21 protein-coding genes are annotated in these 22,184 nt (G+C 59.5%); 12 read left to right on the forward strand and 9 right to left on the reverse strand.

Going from position 1 to position 22,184, the window contains the following annotated elements; all coding sequences use genetic code 11:
* The first annotated feature begins 125 nt into the window (after positions 1-125).
* From ASE80_RS18920 to ASE80_RS18945, 6 genes are all read left to right on the forward strand, one after another.
* Positions 126-581: a hypothetical protein gene (locus ASE80_RS18920; protein ID WP_056860288.1), complete on the forward strand. Its 456-nt coding sequence runs from the start codon at positions 126-128 to the stop codon at positions 579-581.
* The gene (locus ASE80_RS18925) at positions 578-1,141 is read left to right on the forward strand and encodes a hypothetical protein (RefSeq protein ID WP_056860289.1); all 564 of its coding nucleotides are present in this window, start codon (positions 578-580) and stop codon (positions 1,139-1,141) included. The genes ASE80_RS18920 and ASE80_RS18925 overlap by 4 nt, the downstream gene beginning before the upstream one ends.
* 67 nt (positions 1,142-1,208) lie before the next feature.
* Positions 1,209-1,892 (forward strand): hypothetical protein, encoded by a 684-nt coding sequence (locus ASE80_RS18930; protein WP_056860290.1) that lies wholly within the window; start codon positions 1,209-1,211, stop codon positions 1,890-1,892.
* 62 nt (positions 1,893-1,954) lie between these two features.
* Positions 1,955-2,632, forward strand: coding sequence for a C39 family peptidase (locus ASE80_RS18935; RefSeq protein ID WP_056860291.1), 678 nt, complete (start codon positions 1,955-1,957; stop codon positions 2,630-2,632).
* Positions 2,633-2,669: 37 nt separating this feature from the next.
* Entirely contained in the window at positions 2,670-3,419 is a 750-nt protein-coding gene (locus ASE80_RS18940) for a hypothetical protein (RefSeq protein ID WP_056860292.1), read from the forward strand.
* A gap of 49 nt (positions 3,420-3,468) precedes the next feature.
* Positions 3,469-4,767 (forward strand): transporter, encoded by a 1,299-nt coding sequence (locus ASE80_RS18945; protein ID WP_056860293.1) that lies wholly within the window; start codon positions 3,469-3,471, stop codon positions 4,765-4,767.
* A gap of 120 nt (positions 4,768-4,887) precedes the next feature.
* On the opposite strand, the gene ASE80_RS18950 is transcribed toward ASE80_RS18945, so the two are convergent.
* Positions 4,888-6,213: a sigma-54 dependent transcriptional regulator gene (locus ASE80_RS18950; protein ID WP_056860294.1), complete on the reverse strand. Its 1,326-nt coding sequence runs from the start codon at positions 6,211-6,213 to the stop codon at positions 4,888-4,890.
* Positions 6,214-6,557: 344 nt separating this feature from the next.
* On the opposite strand from ASE80_RS18950, the gene ASE80_RS18955 reads away from it, so the two are divergent.
* Positions 6,558-6,818, forward strand: a complete 261-nt coding sequence (locus ASE80_RS18955) for a hypothetical protein (protein WP_056860295.1) — start codon at positions 6,558-6,560, stop codon at positions 6,816-6,818.
* A 67-nt stretch (positions 6,819-6,885) separates the two neighbouring features.
* On the opposite strand, the gene ASE80_RS18960 is transcribed toward ASE80_RS18955, so the two are convergent.
* Genes ASE80_RS18960 through gnd form a run of 3 tightly spaced genes read right to left on the reverse strand, consistent with a single transcriptional unit; the run spans position 6,886 to position 10,210 of the window.
* On the reverse strand, positions 6,886-7,710 hold the full coding sequence (locus ASE80_RS18960) for a Cof-type HAD-IIB family hydrolase (RefSeq protein ID WP_056860296.1): 825 nt from the start codon (positions 7,708-7,710) through the stop codon (positions 6,886-6,888).
* The gene (gene zwf, locus ASE80_RS18965) at positions 7,707-9,230 is read right to left on the reverse strand and encodes a glucose-6-phosphate dehydrogenase (RefSeq protein ID WP_056860297.1); all 1,524 of its coding nucleotides are present in this window, start codon (positions 9,228-9,230) and stop codon (positions 7,707-7,709) included. The genes ASE80_RS18960 and zwf overlap by 4 nt, the downstream gene beginning before the upstream one ends.
* On the reverse strand, positions 9,227-10,210 hold the full coding sequence (gene gnd / locus ASE80_RS18970; RefSeq protein ID WP_017138121.1) for a phosphogluconate dehydrogenase (NAD(+)-dependent, decarboxylating): 984 nt from the start codon (positions 10,208-10,210) through the stop codon (positions 9,227-9,229). The genes zwf and gnd overlap by 4 nt, the downstream gene beginning before the upstream one ends.
* Positions 10,211-10,480: 270 nt before the next feature.
* Here gnd and ASE80_RS31145 point away from each other — a divergent pair, with 270 nt between their 5' ends.
* The 4 genes from ASE80_RS31145 (at position 10,481) to ASE80_RS18985 (ending at position 15,274) form a co-directional block, all read left to right on the forward strand.
* Positions 10,481-10,657: a DUF6026 family protein gene (locus tag ASE80_RS31145; RefSeq protein ID WP_256349299.1), complete on the forward strand. Its 177-nt coding sequence runs from the start codon at positions 10,481-10,483 to the stop codon at positions 10,655-10,657.
* 152 nt (positions 10,658-10,809) lie between these two features.
* A complete protein-coding gene (locus ASE80_RS18975) occupies positions 10,810-12,552 on the forward strand; it encodes a phosphoethanolamine transferase CptA (RefSeq protein ID WP_056860298.1) in 1,743 nt (580 codons plus the stop codon).
* A gap of 126 nt (positions 12,553-12,678) precedes the next feature.
* On the forward strand, positions 12,679-14,919 hold the full coding sequence (locus tag ASE80_RS18980; RefSeq protein WP_056860299.1) for a TonB-dependent siderophore receptor: 2,241 nt from the start codon (positions 12,679-12,681) through the stop codon (positions 14,917-14,919).
* Positions 14,920-15,061: 142 nt separating this feature from the next.
* Positions 15,062-15,274 (forward strand): hypothetical protein, encoded by a 213-nt coding sequence (locus ASE80_RS18985; protein WP_056860300.1) that lies wholly within the window; start codon positions 15,062-15,064, stop codon positions 15,272-15,274.
* 113 nt (positions 15,275-15,387) lie between these two features.
* On the opposite strand, the gene ASE80_RS18990 is transcribed toward ASE80_RS18985, so the two are convergent.
* From ASE80_RS18990 to ASE80_RS19005, 4 genes are all read right to left on the reverse strand, one after another.
* A complete protein-coding gene (locus tag ASE80_RS18990) occupies positions 15,388-15,879 on the reverse strand; it encodes a GNAT family N-acetyltransferase (RefSeq protein ID WP_056860301.1) in 492 nt (163 codons plus the stop codon).
* 127 nt (positions 15,880-16,006) lie between these two features.
* Positions 16,007-17,143: a cell division protein ZapE gene (gene zapE, locus ASE80_RS18995; RefSeq protein WP_056860302.1), complete on the reverse strand. Its 1,137-nt coding sequence runs from the start codon at positions 17,141-17,143 to the stop codon at positions 16,007-16,009.
* Positions 17,144-17,158: 15 nt separating this feature from the next.
* Positions 17,159-17,494: a nuclear transport factor 2 family protein gene (locus ASE80_RS19000; protein ID WP_056860303.1), complete on the reverse strand. Its 336-nt coding sequence runs from the start codon at positions 17,492-17,494 to the stop codon at positions 17,159-17,161.
* A gap of 51 nt (positions 17,495-17,545) precedes the next feature.
* A complete protein-coding gene (locus tag ASE80_RS19005; RefSeq protein WP_056860304.1) occupies positions 17,546-18,262 on the reverse strand; it encodes a helix-turn-helix transcriptional regulator in 717 nt (238 codons plus the stop codon).
* A 159-nt stretch (positions 18,263-18,421) separates the two neighbouring features.
* On the opposite strand from ASE80_RS19005, the gene ASE80_RS19010 reads away from it, so the two are divergent.
* Positions 18,422-19,468: an aldo/keto reductase gene (locus ASE80_RS19010; RefSeq protein ID WP_056860305.1), complete on the forward strand. Its 1,047-nt coding sequence runs from the start codon at positions 18,422-18,424 to the stop codon at positions 19,466-19,468.
* Positions 19,469-19,514: 46 nt separating this feature from the next.
* On the opposite strand, the gene pepN is transcribed toward ASE80_RS19010, so the two are convergent.
* Positions 19,515-22,172, reverse strand: coding sequence for an aminopeptidase N (gene pepN, locus ASE80_RS19015; RefSeq protein WP_056860306.1), 2,658 nt, complete (start codon positions 22,170-22,172; stop codon positions 19,515-19,517).
* Positions 22,173-22,184 lie beyond the last annotated feature (12 nt).

A 22,184-nucleotide genomic window follows, 5' to 3' on the forward strand; every position in this document is an offset into this window, starting at 1 on the left:
CCATCACTTTGCCTTGAATTAACTTCAACCCTTTGAATACAAACAATAAATAAAAAGCGGCACGCGTTCTGCTCTGTTCCTGACAACGCTGTTTAGGGTCAGCGTTAAGAATAGGGAACACCGCCATGGACACACACAATCCAGGCTCACTGAGCCTCCTGCTGATCGGCTGTGCACTGAGTGCCAGCGTGAGCGTTCCGGTGCTCGCGGCAGGTGATGGTGTGATCGTGGTTGAACGCCAGGTTCAACCTTATTCAATCGGTCGATCACGCGGCCAGGACCCCTACCCCAATACCGTGAATGCCAACCCGTCGGCTCAAGTCAACCGCGCCATGAACAATGAGCTCAGCGACAACGACATCGCCGGTATCAGCAGTGGCTTAAGCATTACGCGCAGCATCATGCCCAATGGCGGCATCCCCGGGCTGAACAATCTCGGTGGCGCCAACAACCTCGGCGCAGCGGGTGCAGCCGGCCACGGCAGCGGCAGCAGCATTGCCGGCACGGTCAACGGCGCGATCTCCAGCGGCCTCGCGCCGCTGAACAACATCAGCGGCATGGTCGGGGGGGCAATGAAATGAACCACTCCTGGATGTTGCTTGCAGCGTTCGGTTGCACCGCGGCGATGGCCGACAGCAACAACAACGCAACCCTAGAGAACTCGGGCCAGCAGTACAACGGTGTGGTGACTATCAACCAGGCCGCCGGTGACCAGCAGCAACTGAGCAACAATGTTGCCATCGCAGTGGGCCACAACGCCCAGGCAAACATCGCCGTCACGCAAAAAATCAGCGGCACGCCCGCCGACCGTTCCCTGAACGCCAACGCGGCGATCCAGGGCAACTCCTTCACTAATGGCAACGGTGCACTGAGTGTCAACCAGTCCGCCGGGGCCCAGAACCAGATGATCAATGCCGTGCGCATCAGCGTGAATGCTGGCCCGCAAAGCATCGACGACAGCGTCATGTCGCAACAGAACGTTGCGCTTGCAACCGACTCAGGGTTGACCCCTACCACTGGCAGCCGCCAGGTCGTTACCAGCGACCAGGCCTTCACCGGCAGCCGTGGAGTGGTTCAGGTCAACCAGAGCGCCGGGGTGGGGAACCGAGTGGCTAACACCCTGAACTTACGACTCAACTGATGGAGCTGAGTCCATAGCTAGACCGTACCAACACTTAACCAACTAATTAGAAGCAAGGAGATACACCATGAAAACTTCAATGGCTCTTAAACCACTGGCTTTTGCTCTCGCTGCGCTCATGGCTGTTGCTGCTCAAGCGGGCGGTTATCACGCGCCTACCACAGCTGCCGCGACCACACTGGACGGTCAAAGCAACCATGGCAACGCAGTGCTCAATGACAAAACCAAAAACAACGCCTCGGCTAATGACTCCTACAACAACATCAGTGGCGTGGCCAACGGCAACGTGCTGAGCGGCGACAACAACCAAGGCAAAAACGATGTGGCTATCGTTTCCGGGGATGCGGATTTCGTGTTCGCCACCACCGGCACCGCCCAATCGAACACCGGTAACTTTGTGGCCAACAGCGGCACTAAAAACAACGCTTCCCTTAACGACAGCGGCAACCACGCCTCAGGCGTGATTCAGTTGAACGCCGCATCGGGCACCTCCAACCAAGGCAGCAACAGCGTTGCAATTGCTTCGGGGAATGGCGACAGCGGTGCTGCAGCCGTCACTGGCGTGCAGGATGTGTCGGGCAACCTGACCCTCAACCTGGCCAGCGGCCACGGCTGGGGCAGCACCAAACCGGTGGTCAACAACGCCAGCGTGAACAACTCGATGAACTACAGCTCCGGGGTCTCGAACTCCAACGTTCTGTCGGGCAGCAACAACCAGGGTCAGAACAACGTAGCAATCACTCGCTTCTGATCCAGATCGGGCCTTGGCAACAAGGCCCTTTTTATTTCCAGTGTCCAGCAGGTCATACGATCATGCGCCTCACAGCTGCCCTTCTCTTGTTCGCACTCACCGGCCCGACCTGGGCGGCGCAAATGGCCGTTGTCATGCCAAACGGCGCGGTGGTGTACAAGAAGGTCGAAAGCATCCGCGAGCGCAAATTCGCCAACCTGGTGGAACAGAAAACCGATTTCAGCTGCGGCGCCGCCGCGCTGGCGACCATCCTGCGCCAAGCCTATTGGATGGACGTGGATGAAGACCACGTGATCAAGGGCATGCTGGTCAACGCCGACCAGGACCTGGTGCGCACCCAAGGCTTTTCGATGCTCGACATGAAGCGCTACCTGGAAAGCATCCACATGCGCGCCAAGGGCTACCGGATTACGCCTGAAGTGCTGGTCACCGTGAAAGTGCCGGTGGTGGTGCTGTTGGATATTCGCGGCTACAAGCACTTTGTGGTGCTGCAACGGGCCGACAACGACTGGGTGTATATCGGCGACCCCGTGCTGGGCAACAAGCGCTATGCCAAGGACGATTTCGTCAAGGGCTGGAACGGCATCGTGTTCGCGGTGATCGGTGAAGGTTACGACAAGACCAACGCCCTGCTCACGCCCCGCGCGCCGCTGACGGCCAAGAACCAGTTCAACGAGTTCAGCCCGGTACGCGACAGTGAATTGATGGACTTCGGTTTTATCCAGAGCGACTTCTTCTAGAAGCGCAATAAGGAGCAGGACGCTCCAGGAGCAAACGATGAACACTCGACGCTGGCTGACGGTGATATGCCTGGCAGCCGCAGCACCTGCCTATGCTTCTTCGGCATTCAAGCCGATCGAGCTCAAGGACGCGGAGATGGCCGAGTTGCGCGGGCGCTATGTGATGCCCGGGCGGATTATCAGCTTCGGCATTGTGATGAGCAGCACCTGGACCAATGCCGCCGGCGCGACGGTCACCGGCACCGCGAACATGCAAGTCAATGCCTCCACCGTCACCCCGCAGTTTTACGTGCAAATTACCGGCAACGACGGCACTGGGGTGATCAAACAGCCTGACGGCAAGGGCACCGTCGTCGGCGGCGCCGGCCTTGGCACCGGCCAGGGTGTGACGCAAAGCGTGCGCGCAGCGGGCGATGGCAACACGGCCAACAACGGCGTGGATATCAACGTGACGAAAAACGGCCTGGCACCGGCCAATTACGTGCAGTCCGGCCAGGCACTGATTGCCGGCCAGCCGATCACCGGTGGCACAGCCGCCGGCCAGGTCACGGTCACGGCTAAAAACGGCGGGCTGCAAATGGCCCTCCAGGCCAATAACAATCAAGGCAATGTGGTGCAACAAATCGGCGCCGGCAATGTGCTGCAAGGCACGGTTATTCAAGGCAACAGCAACTTCGTGAGTAACATGACCCAACTTAATGTGGTCATGGGCAACAACGGTTTGAACAACATCACGCAGAACCTGAACCTGGATCAACTCAAAGGCCTACGCCCCTCCGGTTATTGAACTACGCTGAGCCTCGACACTTACGCATTAGAAAGGGACGGCTTATTTCATGCATCGATCTTTATCGTTACGTGCCGTGATTTGTTTGAGTACGCTCCTGCCCGCGTCGGTGCTGTATGCCGCTCCGGATGCCGACATCGAAACGCTGAAACAGGAGCTGCTGGAGCTCAAGCAACGTTATGAAGTGCAGCAAAAAGCACTGGCCGTATTGGAGCAACGCGTAAGACAAGTAGAAGATCAGCCCGCAACACCTGCGCCCAAACGCCTGGCCAAATCCCCTGCCGACTTCCAAAAAGGCGGTACGACAGTGGCAGGCGTCGGCGCAGCCGCTGCATCCGGGGGTGCGGCCGGCAGCAGCTCCTACGGGCAAAACCTGAAGGACGATTCCGCCCCGGCCCAAAGTGTGAGCAACTTGTACAACGAGGCCAGCGGCTTTTTCGGCAATGGCAAGTTCAGCTTTGAAACCGGCCTCACCTATGCCCGCTACGACGCGCGGCAATTGTCTCTCAACGGCTTTTTGGCACTGGACTCGATCTTCCTCGGCAATATCAACCTGGACCGGATCAAATCGGACAGCTGGACCCTGGACCTCACCGGCCGCTACAACCTGGACAACCGTTGGCAGTTCGACCTGAACGTGCCGGTGGTGTATCGCGAAGCGACGTACCAATCCGGTGGTGCCGGCGGCGATGCCAAGAATACGTCGGAAGCCTCCGTCAGCCGCGACCCGACCATTGGTGATGTCAACTTCGGCATCGCCTACAAGTTCCTCGATGAGAGCGCCAGCCTGCCGGATGCGGTGGTGTCGCTGCGGGTCAAGGCACCCACTGGCAAGGAACCCTATGGCATCAAGCTGATCGAGCAAGCGAGCAACAACAACCTCGCCGTGCCGGAAAGCCTGCCGACCGGTAACGGGGTGTGGTCGGTAACGCCAGGTATTTCCCTGGTCAAGACCTTCGACCCGGCGGTGCTGTTCGGCTCGCTCTCCTACACCCATAACTTCGAAGACTCGTTCAGTGACATCAGCCCCAACCTCAATCAGAAGATCCCTGGCAAAGTCAGCCTGGGTGACAGCTTCCAGCTCGGTGTCGGGGTGGCCTTCGCGCTCAACGAGAAGATGAGTATGTCGTTCTCGGTGTCCGACCTGGTGCAGCGCAAAAGCAAGGTCAAGCAGAGCGGCCAGGACTGGCAATCGGTGGTGTCCAGCGATGCCAACGCCGGTTATTTCAACGTGGGCATGACGATTGCGGCGTCGGACAACCTGACGATCGTGCCGAACCTGTCGATTGGGATGACGGATGATGCGCCGGACTTTACGTTCAGCCTGAAATTCCCGTATTACTTTTAGCAGTAGTGGGACGCGGAGCGTCCCTGGAGGCATTACCACGCGGAGCGTGGGAACGATCAGCGTGGGAACGATCAGCCCCGCAACGATAAGGGTCGTTGCGGGGCTTTTCGGTTACCCGCCCTAGCGGATCTGGTGTTTGTGCAGCAACCGGTAGAACGTCGGCCGGGACACGCCCAGCACGCGGGCCGCGATACTCAGGTTATCGCTGTGCCGGTTGAGCACATCGCACAACGCCTGGCGTTCAGCGCGGTGCTTGTAATCTTCCAGTGTAGCCATTGGCGGCGCAATTGCCTGCTGCCCCTGCAACCCCAGGTCACCGGCTTCGATTTGGCGCCCTTCTGCCAGCACCAGGCCACGGCGCACACGGTTCGCCAATTCGCGCACATTGCCCGGCCACGGGTGTTGGCCCAGGGCAACCAGTGCATCCTCGCTGAAGCTGCGCGGCCTGCGCCCGGTTTCCTGGCTGTAGAAGCGCGAGAAATGGTTGGCCAGCATCGCCACGTCGCCATGCCGCTCGCGCAGCGGCGCGGTGATCACCTGCAGGACATTCAGCCGGTAATACAAGTCTTCGCGAAACGTGCCCTTCTCAACCGCCGCTTCCAGGTCCACGTGTGTCGCCGCCAGCACCCGCACATCCACCGGGATGGGCTGGCTGCCACCGACGCGCTCGATCTGCTTTTCCTGCAGGAAGCGCAGCAAGTTGGCTTGCAGTTCCATGGGCAGGTCGCCAATCTCATCGAGAAACAGCGTGCCACCGTGGGCCGCCTCGATACGCCCGACCTTGCGCTGGTGAGCGCCGGTGAACGCACCTTTTTCATGGCCGAACAGTTCGGACTGGATCAGGTGCTCGGGAATGGCGCCGCAGTTGATCGCGACAAAGGGCTTGGCATGGCGCTGGGATTGGCGATGCAGGGTCTTGGCCACCAGCTCTTTGCCGGTGCCGCTGTCGCCGCGAATCAGCACCGGCGACTCTGTAGGGGCCAGCTTGGCGAGCAATTTACGCAGTTCGCGAATGGGTCGGCTGTCGCCCAGCAGTTCATGTTCCTGGGCGTCGGTCAGCGCATGGCCTTTGCCGCGCAAGCGCGCCATGCCGAATGCACGCCCCAGGGTGACCTGCACGCGGGCCACATCAAACGGCAACGTGTGGAAGTCAAAAAACCATTCGCAGACAAAATCACCGACATTTTGCAGGCGTAAAACATCCTGGCTGAGCACGGCGATCCATTCGGTGCCGCTGCGGCTGATCAACTCCTTGACCGCTTCGGGGCGCTCCAGATGATACGGCTGCAGGCGCAACAGGCCCACATCACACGACCTGTCGCCCACGGCGGTGAGTGCGCAGCTGTCCACTTCCCACCCTGCACCGTGCAGCCCAGGCAATAGCTGGTGGCAGTCGTCGCACGGGTCGACTACGAGCAAGCGTCGTTGGACAGGTGTAACAACCATGACTATTCCTTGGCGCCAAATTATTAAAGTTATTTATAAACAACGGTTTGTGCGGCCTGGCGCTAACACTAGCAAGTTATTGACGCGGCCTTTGTATCGTTTCGCTATAAGTCTGAGCACAAAGCCACCTCGGCGTGGCTGCGGACAAAAAAAACAGCCACCACCTGCACACTCAATGCGCTTTCAAAACAGCCGCTTACATGACGCCAATCACGAAAAGTTGAAATTTCTTGCTCTAAGATGTGACCCGTACCCTGCCATCGTGCATCAGTACAAGTAACTCACCGTCTGGCTCGCCCAACCGACGGGACTTAACTGACTGGGCATTTAGAGAGAAGACCCACATGAACGCCCCGCTGCGCATCAACGAAGCTCTTTTGATTGCAGACCGTGCCTTCCAGCCCTTTCAGTGCGTGGCCTGGCACGATGGCAATGGCGCCCTGAGCCTGAGCGTCATCGACCGTACCAACACCCGTATCGGCAGCAAACAGCTGTCATCGAGTACCTATACCGACCCGGCTCAACTGGAAGATTTGTTGTTGCAGGCGCGTGCCGAACTCGACAAAGATGGCCATCAGTTGTTGTCGTGGGCCATGCCCAAGTAAGACGCGGCAGTAACTTCCGATCATTGCCTGACAATGATCGGAAGTTGAGCATTACAACTTAAGCGACTTATCGCGGCGCAAGAATAAAGCGCTCGATCGCTTCGGCTGCGCCGTCCTCGACATTGCTGCCGGTGACCACACTGGCTTGGCGCTTGACGGTTTCTTCCGCCTGCCCCATCGCGATCGACAAACCCGCCACGGCAAACATCGCCGGGTCATTGCCACCATCACCGATGGCCGCCGTCTGCTGCATCGGCACGCCGAGGTGCGCAGCCAGGGTTTTCAAGGCCTCGCCCTTGTTGGCGAGCATGGCGGTGACGTCCAGGTACACCGGCTGCGACCGCGATACCTGTGCGAGCCCTTGCACCTTGGGTTGCAACTGCGCTTCCAGCTCGATCAACAACTGCGTGTTGTTGCTCGCCGCGACAATTTTGTCGACCCGGTCCAGGTACGGCTCAAAACTCTCCACCACCACTGGCCCGTAGCCCAGGCCATCGGCTTCGCGCTGCATCATCGGCCCAGGCGGGTCACGGCGCAGCCAATCGCCATCGGCGAACACCCAGACTTCCACGTCCGGCTCGGCCGAAAACAGCGCCAGGGTCACCAGCGCGGCTTCTGCCGGCAGATGATGGGCAACCAGGATGCTGCCATCCGGGTTGATCAACGTGCCGCCATTAAAACCTGCGACCGGCACATCAATACCGAACGTTTCGATAAGGTGCAGCATGGCCTTGGGCGGCCGCCCGCTGGCTAGGCTGAAAAACACCCCGGCGTCACGCAACGCCCGGACCGTATCGGCGGTGCGCTGGCTAAGACTGTGGTCAGGATGCAACAAGGTCCCGTCTACATCACTGAGCACCAACTGGATGGGATGAATCGCTGCATCACTCATCCGAGGCTATGCCAGCTGCGGCCATCGCGGGCCAGCAACTCGTCGGCGGCCGCCGGGCCGTCTTCACCGGCCTTGTAGGTCTGGATCGCGTCATCCTGCTTCCAGGCATCCAGGAACGGCTGCACTGCACGCCAGCCATTTTCGATGTTGTCGGCGCGCTGGAACAAGGTCTGGTCACCGGTCATGCAGTCGTAGATCAGGGTTTCATACCCGGTCGACGGCTGCATTTCGAAGAAGTCCTTGTAGTCGAAACCCAATTCGATATTGGCCATTTCCAGGGCCGGCCCGGGCTTTTTGGCCAACAGGTCGAACCACATGCCTTCGTTTGGCTGGATCTGGATTTTTAGATAAGTGGGCTTGAGCTCATCCACGTCCGTGTCGCGGAACTGCGCATACGGCGCGTGCTTGAAGCAGATCACGATTTCGGTGTCGCGAATGCTCATGCGCTTGCCAGTACGCAGGTAGAACGGCACGCCGACCCAACGCCAGTTGTCGATCATCACCTTGAGGGCGACAAACGTCTCGGTGCTGCTGTCAGGCGCAACGTTGGCTTCTTCACGATAACCGGGCAGCGACTTGCCGCCGATTTCGCCGGCGCTGTACTGGCCGCGTACCGAGTTGGCGCGCGCATCTTCCAACGACCACGGGCGGATTGCCCCCACGACCTTGGCCTTTTCACCGCGCACCGCATCGGCGCCAAACGCCGCCGGCGGCTCCATGGCTACCATCGCCAGGAGCTGGAACAGGTGGTTGGGGACCATGTCGCGCAGGGTGCCGGTTTTCTCGAAGAAATTACCCCGCGTCTCGACACCGACGGTTTCCGCCGCAGTGATTTGCACGTGGTCGATGTAATGGTTGTTCCAGAACGCTTCGAACAGCACGTTGGAGAAACGGCTGATCAGGATGTTCTGCACCGTCTCCTTGCCCAGGTAATGGTCGATGCGATAGATCTGTTTCTCGCTCATCACCTTGAGCAGGCACGCGTTCAGCGCTTCGGCGGTGGCAAGGTCCGACCCGAACGGTTTCTCGATCACCACACGACGGAAACCATCATCGGTTTCGTTAAGCAAACCCGCACTGCCCAGGCGCTGCGCCACTTCACCGAAAAAGCGCGGTGCCGTGGCCAAATAGAACACGGCGTTACCGGTGCCGCTGTCGGCGATCTTCTTGCCGATGTCGGCGTAGGTGCTGTCGTCGAGGAAATCGCCCTCGACGTAGCTGATGCCTTTGGCCAACTGCGCCCACAGCTCCGGGTCCAGGGCGTTTTCGGCATTGCCCCGGACTTTGCTGGCGGCCTCGGTGCGGATGAAGTCCTCAAGTTTCTTGGCGAAATCGGCGTCACTGATGGCGTTGTGGTCAACGCCGACAATGCGCAGGCCGTCGCCCAGCAGCCCGTCGCGACTCAGGTTGTACAGCGCCGGCATGAGCAGGCGCTTGACCAGGTCGCCATGGGCGCCAAACAGAAACAAGGTAGTGGGTGGAGCGGGTTCGGCCTTGGGTTTCTTGCCGTTAGCGGTCATTTTTTGGAAGTCTCCACATGGCCACCAAAGCCGAAGCGCATGGCAGACAGCATTTTGTCACCGTAGGTGCTCTGCTGACGGGAACGGAAGCGGGCGAACAACGAGGTGGACAGCACCGGTACCGGCACGGCTTGCTCCATGGCGGCTTCGATGGTCCAGCGGCCTTCGCCACTGTCGGCCACGGAGCCGGAGTAACCGTCGAGTTTCGGATCGGTGGCCAATGCGTCGGCGGTCAGGTCCAGCAACCAGGACGAGACTACGCTGCCACGGCGCCAGACTTCGGCGATATCGGCAACATTGAGGTCAAAGCGCTCGTGCTCCGGCAGGTTCTCCGAGTTCTTGGTCTTGAGGATGTCGAAGCCTTCAGCAAAGGCCTGCATCATCCCGTACTCGATGCCGTTGTGGATCATCTTCACAAAGTGCCCGGAACCGGCTGGGCCTGCATGGATGTAACCGTGCTCGGCGCGGCTGTCGGCAGAGGCCGAACGGTCCTTGGTGCGCGGGATGCTGCCCAGGCCCGGTGCCAGGCTGGCGAAAATCGGGTCGAGGCGCTGCACGGTTTCGACGTCGCCGCCGATCATCATGCAGTAGCCGCGCTCCAGGCCCCAGACGCCGCCGGAGGTGCCTACGTCAACGTAGTGCAGGCCTTTTTCCGACAGGGCCTTGGCACGACGGATGTCATCTTTGTACATGGTGTTGCCGCCGTCGATGATCACGTCACCGTCTTCGAGCAACTCACTGAGCGTATTGATGGTGTCTTCGGTGGGCGCGCCTGCCGGCAACATTACCCACACGGCGCGCGGCTTTTGCAGGCCGGCTACCAGGGCCTTGAGGTCGGCGACGCCGGTGGCGCCCTCCTCGCTCAGGCCTTTGACGAATGCTTCGTTACGGTCGTATACAACGGTGGTATGCCCATTGAGCATCAGGCGCCGCGCAATGTTACCGCCCATGCGGCCTAGTCCGATAATCCCCAGTTGCATGTGCTGATGCTCCTAACTACTAAATAAATGTGTGACATAGTTTATAGCGCAATGAGGCTAATGAGGGTTAGTCCAGAGCGGATCCGTGTAGTTTCATGACAAAAAAATGCCATCGTTTCAGCATCACCGCCGAAAAAGTCACAGGGACCACCAAAAATAAAAAAGTTCCATTGGCCTGAAAAAGAATTCAGAATTGCTTCCGACTGTTGCCGAGAACCTCGATTGACGCGTTCCGGCACCGCGATCTACCGGCTATTTGCGAGGTAAGCAATGAGCACAGCACAGATGACCCGACCGCCACAGACCCTCTACGTGAGCGTGCGTCGCGATGAATTGCGCCAATTAAAAGAAGAACGCGATCAACTGCAGCAGGAGGTTCTGCGTCTGCGCGCACACCTTCAAGCACAGGTCAATCAGGCATCCGGCACCCAGCCTGCGCTTTGCTGAACCTCAGCTGAACGAAGCCTTCAGAAATAACTCACAAAGTTTTCACATCCTCCTCCCGATACTCCCGCCGAATAGGGCCACGCACACGCGGCGGCCCACTGTCGCGTGCATTCCTGCGCAGCGACTGAGCAATTATCGGGTTGGAGTACTGGATGGCGATGTTCAAACGCAGCACCAAGTCTGCGAAAGGCTTTGATTGGGCCGGTCTTGGCTGGTTGTTCCTGTTTTTCTGGTATTTCTCGGGTATTACCCAACTCCTGATCCAACTGACCGGCACCTCCGGTTTCAGTGGCTTTCGCCAAGCCTTCTTCCTGAGTGCGTTCTGGCTCGCGCCGATGCTGCTGTTCCCAAAGCGTACGCGCTTGCTCGCGGGCTTGATCGGCGTGGTGCTGTGGGCCTGCTCGATGGCCAGCCTGGGTTATTTCTTCATCTACCAGCAGGAATTTTCACAAAGCGTCATCTTCATTATGTTCGAGTCGAACATCTCTGAAGCGGGCGAATACGCAACCCAGTACTTCGCGTGGTGGATCGTGCTGGCGTTTATCGCCCATACCGCCGTGGCCATTTTCCTGTGGACCCGCCTGCGCCCGGTTTACCTGCCGCGTGGCCAGGCGCTGCTGGCAGCCACCGCGATCGTGCTGGCGGTGGTCGGTTACCCGCTGGTCAAGCAGATTGCGACCAACCCGACCATGGAACTGGCCATCGACGGCTTCGAAAGCCGCGTCGAACCGGCCGTGCCATGGCAGATGATCGTTGCCTACCGCCGCTACACCGAACAGCTCAACAGCATGCAGGGCATGCTCACCAGTGCCAGCAAGATCCCGCCCTTGAAGAACCTCAAGGACACCATGGCCGACCAGCCGTCGACCCTGGTGCTGGTGATCGGCGAATCCACCAACCGTCAGCGCATGAGCCTCTACGGCTACCCGCGTAACACCACGCCGGAACTGGACAAGCTGCGCGACCAATTGGCAGTGTTCGACAACGTCATCACCCCGCGCCCCTACACCATCGAAGCGCTGCAACAGGTGCTGACGTTTGCCGACGAAGAAAACCCGGACCTGTACTTGAAGACGCCGTCGATCGTCAGCGTGATGAAACAGGCCGGCTACAAGACCTACTGGATCACCAACCAGCAGACCATGACCAAGCGCAACACCATGCTCACCACCTTTTCCGAGCAGGCTGACGAACAGGTATACCTCAACAACAACCGCAACCAGAACGCCCGCCAATACGACGGCGACGTGCTGGCGCCGTTCGCCAAGGCGCTGGCCGAACCTGCCGAACGCAAGTTCATCGTGGTGCACCTGCTGGGCACTCACATGAGCTACCAGTACCGTTACCCGCCGACCTTCGACAAGTTCACCGATCGCCAGGGCGTACCGGCCGGCATCAGCGATGATCAGTTGCCGACCTACAACAGCTACGACAATGCGGTGCTGTACAACGATTTCGTGGTGTCGAGCCTGATCAAGGATTACGCCAAGACCGACCCGAACGGCTTTTTGCTGTACCTCTCGGACCACGGCGAAGATGTGTTCGACTCGGCCGGCCACAGCACCTTGGGCCGTAACGAAGGCAAGCCGACGGCGCCGATGTACACCATCCCGTTCATGGCCTATGCCTCGCCGAAGTGGCGTGAAACCCACGACTGGAGCTTTGCCAGCGACTTGCAACGCCCTTACAGCAGTTCGCAGCTGATCCACACCTGGGCCGACCTGGCCGGTCTGAGCTTCGATGAATGGGACCGCAGCAAGAGCCTGGTCAACGACAGCTTCAAGCCGCGTCCGCTGCTGATTGGTGACCCTTACATCGGCCAGAAAAAGGGTTTGATTGATTTCAGCCTGATCAAGCCGAAGAAGTCGGACGCCTCCGAGGTGGTTGCAAAATAAACTGAGCCTTGCAACAGAAAGATAACAATCATTCTCGTTTAAGCCTAAAGTCCCGCGCCTCCTTTCGTCTTTGAGCCATGGCCTTCCCTTTTGGAAGGCCGCAAAGACGACAAGGAGTCTGCTGCGATGTTCGCGCCCATCACCCGTTCCATGACCCTCACCCTTGGCCTGTTCAGCGTCGCGCTGAGCCAGGACCTGCTGGCTGAAACCGACCCCGAGCCTGCCCCGCCACGCGCCCTTGAGCTGGGTGCCACCAGCATCACCGCCGAAGGCCTGGGCGCGACCACCGAACACACCGGGGCCTACACCACCGGCTCGATGAACACGGCCACCAAGCTGAACATGTCCATCAAGGAAACCCCGCAGTCGGTTTCGGTGATTACCCGTCAGCAGATGGATGATTTCAACCTCAATACCCTCACCGAAGTGCTGCGCCAGACCACAGGTGTCAACGTCCAGCATTATGACTCCGACCGTGTCTACTATTCCGCCCGTGGCTACGGCATCAATAACTACCAGATTGACGGGATGCTCAATACCTTCGGCTACATGAAGTCGGATTCGGACACCATCATTTACGACCACATTGAAGTGGTACGCGGCGCCACGGGGTTGACCACCGGTGCAGGCGACCCTTCGGCCACCGTCAATATGGTGCGCAAGCGCCCCACCGCCCAATGGCAGGCGCGAACCGGCGTGAGTGGTGGCAGCCATGACAACTATTACAGCTACGTGGATGTCGGCGGGCCGCTGGCATTTGACGGGCGATTGCGCGGACGCACCGTACTGGCTTACCGCGACAGCAAGTCGTTCCGAAACAACTACGGGCTGCAGCGCTCGGTGGGCTACGGCATTCTGGAAGGCGACCTTTCAGACGATACCGTGCTGGCTGTAGGGTTTGATTACCAAGACAAGCATGTGCAAGGCACGTCCTGGGGCACTGTGCCCTACTGGAACAGCCAGGGCGGCAAGGCCGGTCTCTCGCGCTCAACCAACATGGCGGCAGACTGGAGTTCGTGGCCGCTGACGGACAAAACCGCCTTCGCGACACTGGACCATCGGTTCGCCGGTGACTGGCATTTGAAGGCGGCCTACACCCATCGGCAAAGCGACACCGACGGCAAGGTTTACTACGGCGGTGCGGGCTTCCCGAATGAAGATCGCAGCGGCATGTATTCCTGGTCCAGCCATATGCTCGGCAAATCAACCATGGAAGCCATCGACCTTAATCTCGCCGGCAGCTACACGCTATTGGGCCGCGAACACGCCCTGATGGTGGGCTATGGCGAAGCCGCCCAACGCGATGTATCACCCTTTTTGCGTCGAGGCCAAAACCCTGCGGGTTACGAAACTATTCCAGATTGGAAATACATGGGCGGAATCGGCAAATTTCCCGACACCGTCACGGGCCTCAAGGGTGAGCACAGCAGTAAGGAACAGAAAGCTGGCTACCTGGCCACGCGCCTGAGCCTGACAGATCGTTTGCACGCCGTGCTCGGCAGCCGTTACGGCAGCTGGTCGCTGGAAAGCGCAGAACCGGCCTACAACGCCAACGATCAACTGACTGCTGCCAACAAAACCCGCCAGACCCACAATGATATGTGGACGCCCTACGCCGGGCTGCTTTATGACCTGACGCCGCACTACACGGTCTACGCCAGCTACACGGATATATTCAAGCCACAAAGCAACCGGGATGCCAACAAGAAATACCTCGAGCCTGTGGTGGGCAGCAACTATGAGGTGGGCCTCAAAGGCAGCGTGCTGGACGAACGCTTGAACCTGGCGGCGGCGTATTTCTGGAGCAGCCAGGACAATGTCGCGGAGCTGGACGACTCGGTGCCCCCCAATCCAGTCACGGGTGAGGAGTACTACAAAACCGGCGGAAAAGGTAACAAGGTCAAGGGCTTCGAACTGGAGGCCGCCGGTGAAATCATGCCCGATTGGAATGTGACGGCCGGCTACACCTACACCCACTCAACGTACGGCACGGGCAAACGCAACAATACCGAACAGCCTCTCAACCTGCTGAAAGTCTCCAGCGCCTACCGGCTGCCAGGCGAATGGCGCAACCTTACCGTGGGGGGTGCAGTGAACTGGCAGAGCGATTTCTACGGCCTCAGCAATCGGCCGACGGGCGCCCGGGACGACAAGGGCAACCTGATCACCACACGAGCCAGGATCACCCAGCAGGCCTACACCGTGGTCAACCTGATGTCGCGCTACCAATTCGACGAGCATGTTTCTGCGTCAGTTAACGTCAACAATCTATTTGATAAAAAATATTACGAGCGCGTCGGCTTTTATAATGGCGTGTATTGGGGAGACCCACGCTCGATCACACTGGCAGTGGATTGGCAGCTATAAACTGCAACCCCGAAGTTAACAAAAACGTTAACTTCGGGGCAGTTCCATGTTAATTCCTACTTAATAAGATGGCGGCATAGTCGCGCCATGAATCGGATCACGGAGCGATCACACACCAATCACTCTTAATGGGAATACTGCCATGAAACTTTCGACCCTGATGCTTGCCGGCCTGATGAGCCTGACCTCCGTTGCTGCCTTCGCAGAGGGCGGTTCAGAGCGCTCGAAGGAGTTTTACAACAACTTCGCCTTCGACCAGCAGCAAATTCACGGCACCACGGACAAAACCGCACTGGCCGACGGCAAGAATGTAAAGACCGAACAGTCCCGCGCTGAACAACAACCTAACAGCTGATTTAATCTTTAGTTAATCCGCATGCCCCTGTGCCAATCCGCTCCTTTGGCAAAGGTTAATTTGGCGCCATTTAATGGCGCCTTTTTTTATGCCGCCGATATTAAGCGCCGTGATTAAAGCGGCTTGCTCCAGAACAGCATGCGGCCATGGGCGGGATCAAAAATCGAATCATCAAAACCGAACTTGCGATAGGCCGCTTGCGCCACGTCATTGCCTTGGAGCACCTCCAGGGTGATCTTGCAGCAACCGCGCTGACGGGCGATCTCCTCGACCTTGAGCAGCATTTTCTGGCTAAGCCCCAGGCCCCGAAACTGATTCATCACCACCACATCGTGCACGTTGATCAACGGGCGGCAGGCAAACGTCGAGAACCCTTCGAAGCAATTGACCAGACCCGCCGGCTCCCCGCCGACAAACGCCAATACGCTGAAAGCGTGGGGGCGCTTGGCCAGTTCGGCTGGCAGTTGCAGCAACAGATCGGCTGGCAGCGTGTGGCCGCCACCCATTGGGTCTTCAGCGTAATGGTTGAGCACCAAGCCAATGGCGTCAGCGTGCACAGGGTTGGTGTAGCTGGCTTGCAGCACCAGGATGTCTGGGGTGTCCATTTCCTTCCTCAATCACGACAACAAGGGAATCGGTTCCCTTTGAGAGGGTGATTGTAAGCGGGGAGTCAGTCGCAGATGAAGGAGATTAACTACAAATGCCTGACGGAAAGTACGAAGGTTGTGCGTATCAACAGGCGTCATCCGCCAGGGATTTTTCCTGGACGCCAAAACGCTGCAGTTGCATCTCTTGTAAACGGCTCAAGGTGCGCCGGAACGCAAACTCCAGGTAGCCCTCGGTGTAAAGGCTCGTCAACGGCACCTGGGCCTCGATAAATAATGGCACCTTGCGGTCATAGCATTCATCGACCAGTGCGATGAAGCGTCGCACACTGTCATCGTGTACCGACAATTCAGGCAGCTCTCGATCACCCGCCACCACGCGTTGAGCCGCATCCTCGGTGCCACGGGCAATCCGGGCCGGGCGTTTTTGTGCGCTCAGGTTGGGCACCTCGCCCAGCAGGATCGCCTTGTAGCGATCGCACAGCAGCATGAAGTCCATCGCCGACAAAGGCTGCTCGCACAGATCGGCGTAACGACACCAGAGTACCGAATCGCAGGACTGTACCGCCTTGATCGAGCGAAAACCGACGGCGACCGCCCCGCTGCTGACCACCTGCCCTTCACTCAATTGGCTGAACACCGAAGCGAGTGCCTCCGGTTGATTCACCCAATAGCGCTGCAACCCCACACCAGGGTGCAAACGGTGATCTTCACCGCCGTCTACCGCCACCACGTGCATATGCCGCTTGATAGCCTCGATGCCCGGCAGGAATCGCTCGCGGTTGAAGCCGCCCGCGTACAGCTCGTCCGGCGGTTGGTTGGAGGTGCAGACGATGACCACGCCCTCCTCGAACATCACCTGGAACAGTCGGCCAAGAATGATCGCATCACCAATGTCGTTGACGAACAGCTCGTCGAAACACAGCACGCGCACCTCCTGGCTGAGTTCCCGTGCCAAAGCCTGCAAGGGGTCCTGGATGCCGCTGAGCTGGAAAGAACGCTGATGCACCCAGCCCATGAAGTGATGAAAATGCTGGCGCCGCGCGGGAACGCGCAGGCTCTGATAGAACTGGTCCATCAGCCAGGTCTTGCCCCGGCCCACCGGCCCCCACAGGTAAACCCCGGAAATCGGCGAGCGGCCTTGGTGCAGGGCCTCAAAGCAGGTTTGCAGGGCTTGCACCGCCCGGCGCTGGGCGTCGTCGGGCACGAAGCCTTGCTGGGCGATGGCGTGTTGGTAGGCGGCGAGCGGCGAGTCGAAAGTCATGCGTGCCAGTATGACTTACAGCGAGATATCCAGCCGTGAAATCTTGCCCTGCTCGTTCAGGCGGAAGGTATAGCGCAGCTCCAGTGGGCTACCGGGGAAATTGCCCGAGACCCGGTTGCTGACCAATACCTTGCCGGTGCGGTGCTGCACGTTGAGCACTTCTACACGGGGCTGATAGCGCCGCCCGGTGTCTTCGACCCAGCGGGCAATGGCTGTCGGACCGACCTGATGCTCGCCTTCATCGAACACATTGGCATCGTCGGCAAAGTACTGGGCAATAGCAGAGGTGTCGCCGGTATTGGTCGCGGTTATATAGGCTGCAATGGCGGGGGCCAACGCTGGAAAAGACATGGCACAGCTCCTTTTTAGTGATTTATGGCGCCATGCTAAGCCAGCCGTGTGTCAGTTTTTGTCAGGAGTAAACGGTGCTGAATCATTGTGGTCCATCAACTTGCGCCAGCCGCGCAGCAGGTCGCTGCGCCGGCCAGGGTAACGCTCACCGTGGGCGTCAGCTGCGGCCACCCGGTCGGTGCGAAACGTACGATAAGCGCCACGCAACTCGCACCAGGCCACGATCACACGCACCTCATTGAGAAACCCCAATGCCAGCGGCCAGATCAGCCGCCGGCTCTGGGTTTGGCTGGCGTCGGCGTAATCGATATGCAGCTTGGCCTGGTTGCGAATCGCCTCACGAAACACATTCAGCGGCACGCGGTTTTCCGGGTAGCCAAACCCCGGCGGCCCCGGCAGCAGCGTGGGGTTACGCAAGGCTTCCTGCGCCGCCGGGTCGAGCACATCGGCGATTTTTGCCAAGGCATTCGCCGCCGCACGGCTGAGCACGTCATCGCCGCGCTGGTCCACATAGCGCAAGCCCAGCACGATGGCTTCAGTTTCCTCGGCGTTGAGCATCAAGGGCGGCAAAAACAGTCCGCTACGCAACACATAACCCACCCCCGCCTCACCAAAAATCGGCGCGCCGAGGGCCGTCAGCTCGGCGATATCGCGGTAGAGCGTGCGCTCGGACACTTCCAGCTGCGCAGCCAGTACCGCTGCGGTCACCGGGCGCTTCTTGCCCCGCAGTGCCTGCAACAAAGTGAGTAAACGAGTAGTGCGCGACACGTGGACCCCGCCGAAACAGCCAAAAGTGCCGCAGCTTAGCAGAGCGCCCTGTCAGAAAATGTCAGCAGTAAAAAGTCTCTTGACCGAATAAATTACCGAGATCATATTAAATACATGTTTCAAGACATGTATAAATCTCAGCCTTTCTGGAGTCTCTGTATGCGCAATAAAGTCTTCGGCCGCCGCAGCGGTCTGCAAGTATCCGAACTGGCCTTGGGCACCGGCAATTTCGGCACGGGCTGGGGGCATGGCGCCGAGCGCGAGGAAGCCAAACAGATATTCGACGGCTACCTCGAAGCAGGCGGCAATTTCCTCGATACCGCCAACGGTTACCAGTTCGGCCAGGCCGAAAAGCTGCTGGGGGAATTTATCGCCACCGAGCGTCACAACCTGGTGGTTGCCACCAAATACAGCCTGCGCACCCAGCCGTCCGACGAAGGCACGATCAAGCTCGGCAACAACCGCAAGAACATGGTGCGGGCGGTCGAAGAAAGCCTGAAACGCTTGAACACCGAGCACATCGACCTGCTCTGGGCGCACATGAGCGACAACGTCACGCCGATGGAAGAGATCCTGCGCGGTTTCGATGACCTGGTGCGCGCCGGCAAGATCCACTATGCCGGCCTGTCGAACTTCCCGGCCTGGCGCATCGCCCGCGCCGACCTGCTGGCCGAAGTACGCAATTTCGCGCCGGTCATTGGTGTACAGGTGGAATACAGCCTGGTCGAACGCAGCGCCGAACGTGAAGTGCTGCCGATGGCCGAAGCCCTGGGCCTGGCCGCCACGCTGTGGTCACCGTTGGGCGGCGGCTTTCTCACCGGCAAATACCGCGAAAGCCTGGACGACAATCGCGCCAACAAGCTGGGCATACTGATCCATTCCGAACAAAGCGCGCGTGAAACGGCCGTGCTCGATACCTTGCTGGCGGTTGCCGGCGAATTGGAGGCAAGCCCCACCCACGTCGCCATCGCCTGGCTACGGGAAAAGGCCCGGCGCTCGACGACCGCGCTGATCCCGATCCTTGGATCACGCACCCGTGCGCAGCTGGATGCCACGTTAGGCGCACTGAACGTGCAGCTGTCGACCGAGCAAGTCACCCGCCTGGACACTGCCGGCGCAATCCCATTGGGCGTTCCCCACGGGATTATCGCGGAGCGCTTCGCGCTCGACCATGGCGCAGACACACCGCGACCACCGGTTATTTGAGACGAAAAAAAACGGCCTGAACAGGCCGTTTTTTTAGGCGCCCAGCTTACGCAAGGCTTTTGCTGACCACCTCGAACACATCGCTCGACAGCTCGCCCGAGGCACGAATGCGCTCCAGCTGCGCCTTCATCAGCGCCTGACGGGCGCTGTCGTATTTGCGCCAGCGGGTCAGCGGCGCCAACTGGCGCGACGCGATCTGCGGGTTGAAGCCATTGAGCTGGATCACCAGGTCCGCCAGGAAGCGATAACCCGAGCCGTCCGCCGCATGGAAGTTGATCAGGTTCTGCCCGGCAAAGGCACCCACCAGTGCACGCACCTTGTTCGGGTTCTTGATGTTGAACGCAGAGTGCTCCATCAGCGCCTTGACCCGCGCCAACCCGCCCGGCAACGTGCTGCCCGCCTGCACGCTGAACCACTGGTCCATCACCAACGGGTTGTCCTTGAAGTTCTCGGCAAACACCGCCAACGCCTGGGCTTTTTCCGCCTCGAACGGCGAGTTCACCAACACCGCCAATGCCGTGAGGCGCTCGGTCATGTTGTCGCTGGTGTCGAACTGATCCAGGGTTGCGGCCAACACTTCGGGCTTGCCGCTGAGCATCAGGTACGACAGCGCGATGTTCTGCAAGGCGCGCCGCGCAAAGTGCTCGGCCGCCGCCACATAAGGCGTCTGCTTGGACAGCTCGCGATTGGCCTGGTAACGCAGCCACAGCGCTTCGAACAGGTTGTCGGCCAGTTGCATGCGGGCATACTCACGGGCGGCGTGAATAGCCTCCACATCTGCGACTTCGCTGATTTCCGTGAGGTAGGCTTCGCTTGGCAGCGAGAGCATTTCGGCGACCATGGCCTGGTCCAGGCTTTCATCGCTCAGAACCGTGCGCAGTGCGTCGATCAGGCGCTGATCGAGCTTCAACGCCTGGCCTTGCTGATGCTGGGCGATCAGCTCCTGCAACACTTGCACCGACAATTGCTGGCCGGCATCCCAGCGGTTGAAACCATCGCTGTCGTGCTGCATCAGGAACATCAGTTGGTCGCGGTTGTACGGGAAGCTCAGTTTCACCGGCGCCGAGAAGCCACGCAGCAGCGAAGGCAACGGCTTTTCGGCGATATCGACGAAGGTGAAGGTCTGCTCAGCCTCAGTCACCGAAATCACCCGTGACGTGCCGCCAGCTGCCGCTTCACCGGCCAGGCGCAAGGCGATAGCGGCGCCCTGCCCGTCCAGCAAGCCCAACTCCACCGGAATCACGAACGGCAGTTTCTCAACCTTGTCCGGGGTTTGCGGGCAGCTTTGACGGAACGTCAGGCTGTAGGTTTTGGCGGCGGCATCAAACGACTCGCTCACCGCCAGACGCGGCGTACCGGCCTGGCTGTACCAGCGCTTGAACTGGCTGAGGTCGGCGCCGTTGGCGTCTTCCATGGCCTTGATGAAGTCGTCGCAGGTCACGGCCTGGCCGTCATGGCGCTCGAAGTACAGGTCACTGCCTTTACGGAAGCCTTCGGCGCCGAGCAAGGTGTGGATCATGCCGACCACTTCCGAGCCCTTTTCGTACACGGTCAGGGTGTAGAAGTTGGAGATCTCGATAAAGCTGTCCGGGCGCACTGCGTGGGCCATCGGGCCGGCGTCTTCGGCGAACTGATGGGTGCGCAGGTACGCCACATCCTGGATGCGCTTGACCGTGGCCGAGTTCATGTCGGCGGAGAAGCCCGAGTCCCGGAACACGGTGAAGCCTTCCTTGAGCGACAGCTGGAACCAGTCGCGGCAGGTCACGCGGTTGCCCGACCAGTTGTGGAAGTATTCGTGGGCAACAATCGCCTCGACGCGCTGGTGCGCAGCGTCGGTGGCGGTTTCGGCGCGGGCCAGCACGGCGCTGGAGTTGAAGATATTGAGGCCCTTGTTCTCCATGGCACCCATGTTGAAGTCGTTGACCGCCACGATCATGAAGATGTCGAGGTCGTACTCGCGGCCGTAGGTTTCTTCGTCCCAGCGCATGGATTTTTTCAGGCTGGTCATGGCGTGCTGGCACTTGTCGATGTTTTCCGGCTCGACGTAGATGCGCAGTGCCACTTCGCGGTGGGTCATGGTGGTGAAGCTGTCTTCAACGCACCACAAATCGCCGGCCACCAACGCGAACAGATAGGCCGGTTTCTTGAACGGATCTTCCCAGGTCGCCCAATGGCGGCCGTCTTCACCAGGGCCGCTGGCAATCGGGTTGCCGTTGGACAGCAGCACCGGGTAGCGGTGTTGCTCGGCGATCACCGTGGTGGTGAAGGTGCTCATCACGTCCGGGCGGTCGAGGTAGTAAGTGATCTTGCGGAAACCTTCGGCCTCGCACTGGGTGCAGAACATGCCGCTGGATTTGTACAGGCCTTCGAGGGCGGTGTTGGTTTCCGGGTGGATACGCACGCTGGTGTCGACCGTGAAGGTTTCGCGGGTCGGGTGCAGGGTCAGGTGGCTGTCGGTCAGCTGGTAGTCGGCCTCGCTCAGTTCCTTGTCACCCAGGTTGACCGTCAGCAGCTCCAGCTGCTGGCCATCGAACACCAGCGGCGGCAGGCCGGCGCCGCGCTCGGGGTTGCGGCGCATCACCAGCTGCGCATGGACCAGGCTGTGGTCCTCGAACAACTCGAAGGTCAGGTGCGTCTCTTCGATCAGGTAATCCGGCGCCTGATAGTCCTTCAGGTAAATCATCTTCGGTTGTTCGGTGCGCATGGATAGCATCCT

Source organism: Pseudomonas sp. Leaf15, assembly GCF_001421425.1.
GTDB classification, from domain to species: Bacteria; Pseudomonadota; Gammaproteobacteria; order Pseudomonadales; family Pseudomonadaceae; genus Aquipseudomonas; species Aquipseudomonas salomonii.

Coding starts and splice junctions, on each gene's coding strand:
- ASE80_RS18920 (WP_056860288.1), top strand. CDS start 126: ATGGACACACACAATCCAGGCTCACTGAGCCTCCTGCTGATCGGCTGT.
- ASE80_RS18925 (WP_056860289.1), top strand. CDS start 578: ATGAACCACTCCTGGATGTTGCTTGCAGCGTTCGGTTGCACCGCGGCG.
- ASE80_RS18930 (WP_056860290.1), top strand. CDS start 1,209: ATGAAAACTTCAATGGCTCTTAAACCACTGGCTTTTGCTCTCGCTGCG.
- ASE80_RS18935 (WP_056860291.1), top strand. CDS start 1,955: ATGCGCCTCACAGCTGCCCTTCTCTTGTTCGCACTCACCGGCCCGACC.
- ASE80_RS18940 (WP_056860292.1), top strand. CDS start 2,670: ATGAACACTCGACGCTGGCTGACGGTGATATGCCTGGCAGCCGCAGCA.
- ASE80_RS18945 (WP_056860293.1), top strand. CDS start 3,469: ATGCATCGATCTTTATCGTTACGTGCCGTGATTTGTTTGAGTACGCTC.
- ASE80_RS18950 (WP_056860294.1), bottom strand. CDS start 6,213: ATGGTTGTTACACCTGTCCAACGACGCTTGCTCGTAGTCGACCCGTGC.
- ASE80_RS18955 (WP_056860295.1), top strand. CDS start 6,558: ATGAACGCCCCGCTGCGCATCAACGAAGCTCTTTTGATTGCAGACCGT.
- ASE80_RS18960 (WP_056860296.1), bottom strand. CDS start 7,710: ATGAGTGATGCAGCGATTCATCCCATCCAGTTGGTGCTCAGTGATGTA.
- zwf (WP_056860297.1), bottom strand. CDS start 9,230: ATGACCGCTAACGGCAAGAAACCCAAGGCCGAACCCGCTCCACCCACT.
- gnd (WP_017138121.1), bottom strand. CDS start 10,210: ATGCAACTGGGGATTATCGGACTAGGCCGCATGGGCGGTAACATTGCG.
- ASE80_RS31145 (WP_256349299.1), top strand. CDS start 10,481: ATGAGCACAGCACAGATGACCCGACCGCCACAGACCCTCTACGTGAGC.
- ASE80_RS18975 (WP_056860298.1), top strand. CDS start 10,810: ATGGCGATGTTCAAACGCAGCACCAAGTCTGCGAAAGGCTTTGATTGG.
- ASE80_RS18980 (WP_056860299.1), top strand. CDS start 12,679: ATGTTCGCGCCCATCACCCGTTCCATGACCCTCACCCTTGGCCTGTTC.
- ASE80_RS18985 (WP_056860300.1), top strand. CDS start 15,062: ATGAAACTTTCGACCCTGATGCTTGCCGGCCTGATGAGCCTGACCTCC.
- ASE80_RS18990 (WP_056860301.1), bottom strand. CDS start 15,879: ATGGACACCCCAGACATCCTGGTGCTGCAAGCCAGCTACACCAACCCT.
- zapE (WP_056860302.1), bottom strand. CDS start 17,143: ATGACTTTCGACTCGCCGCTCGCCGCCTACCAACACGCCATCGCCCAG.
- ASE80_RS19000 (WP_056860303.1), bottom strand. CDS start 17,494: ATGTCTTTTCCAGCGTTGGCCCCCGCCATTGCAGCCTATATAACCGCG.
- ASE80_RS19010 (WP_056860305.1), top strand. CDS start 18,422: ATGCGCAATAAAGTCTTCGGCCGCCGCAGCGGTCTGCAAGTATCCGAA.
- pepN (WP_056860306.1), bottom strand. CDS start 22,172: ATGCGCACCGAACAACCGAAGATGATTTACCTGAAGGACTATCAGGCG.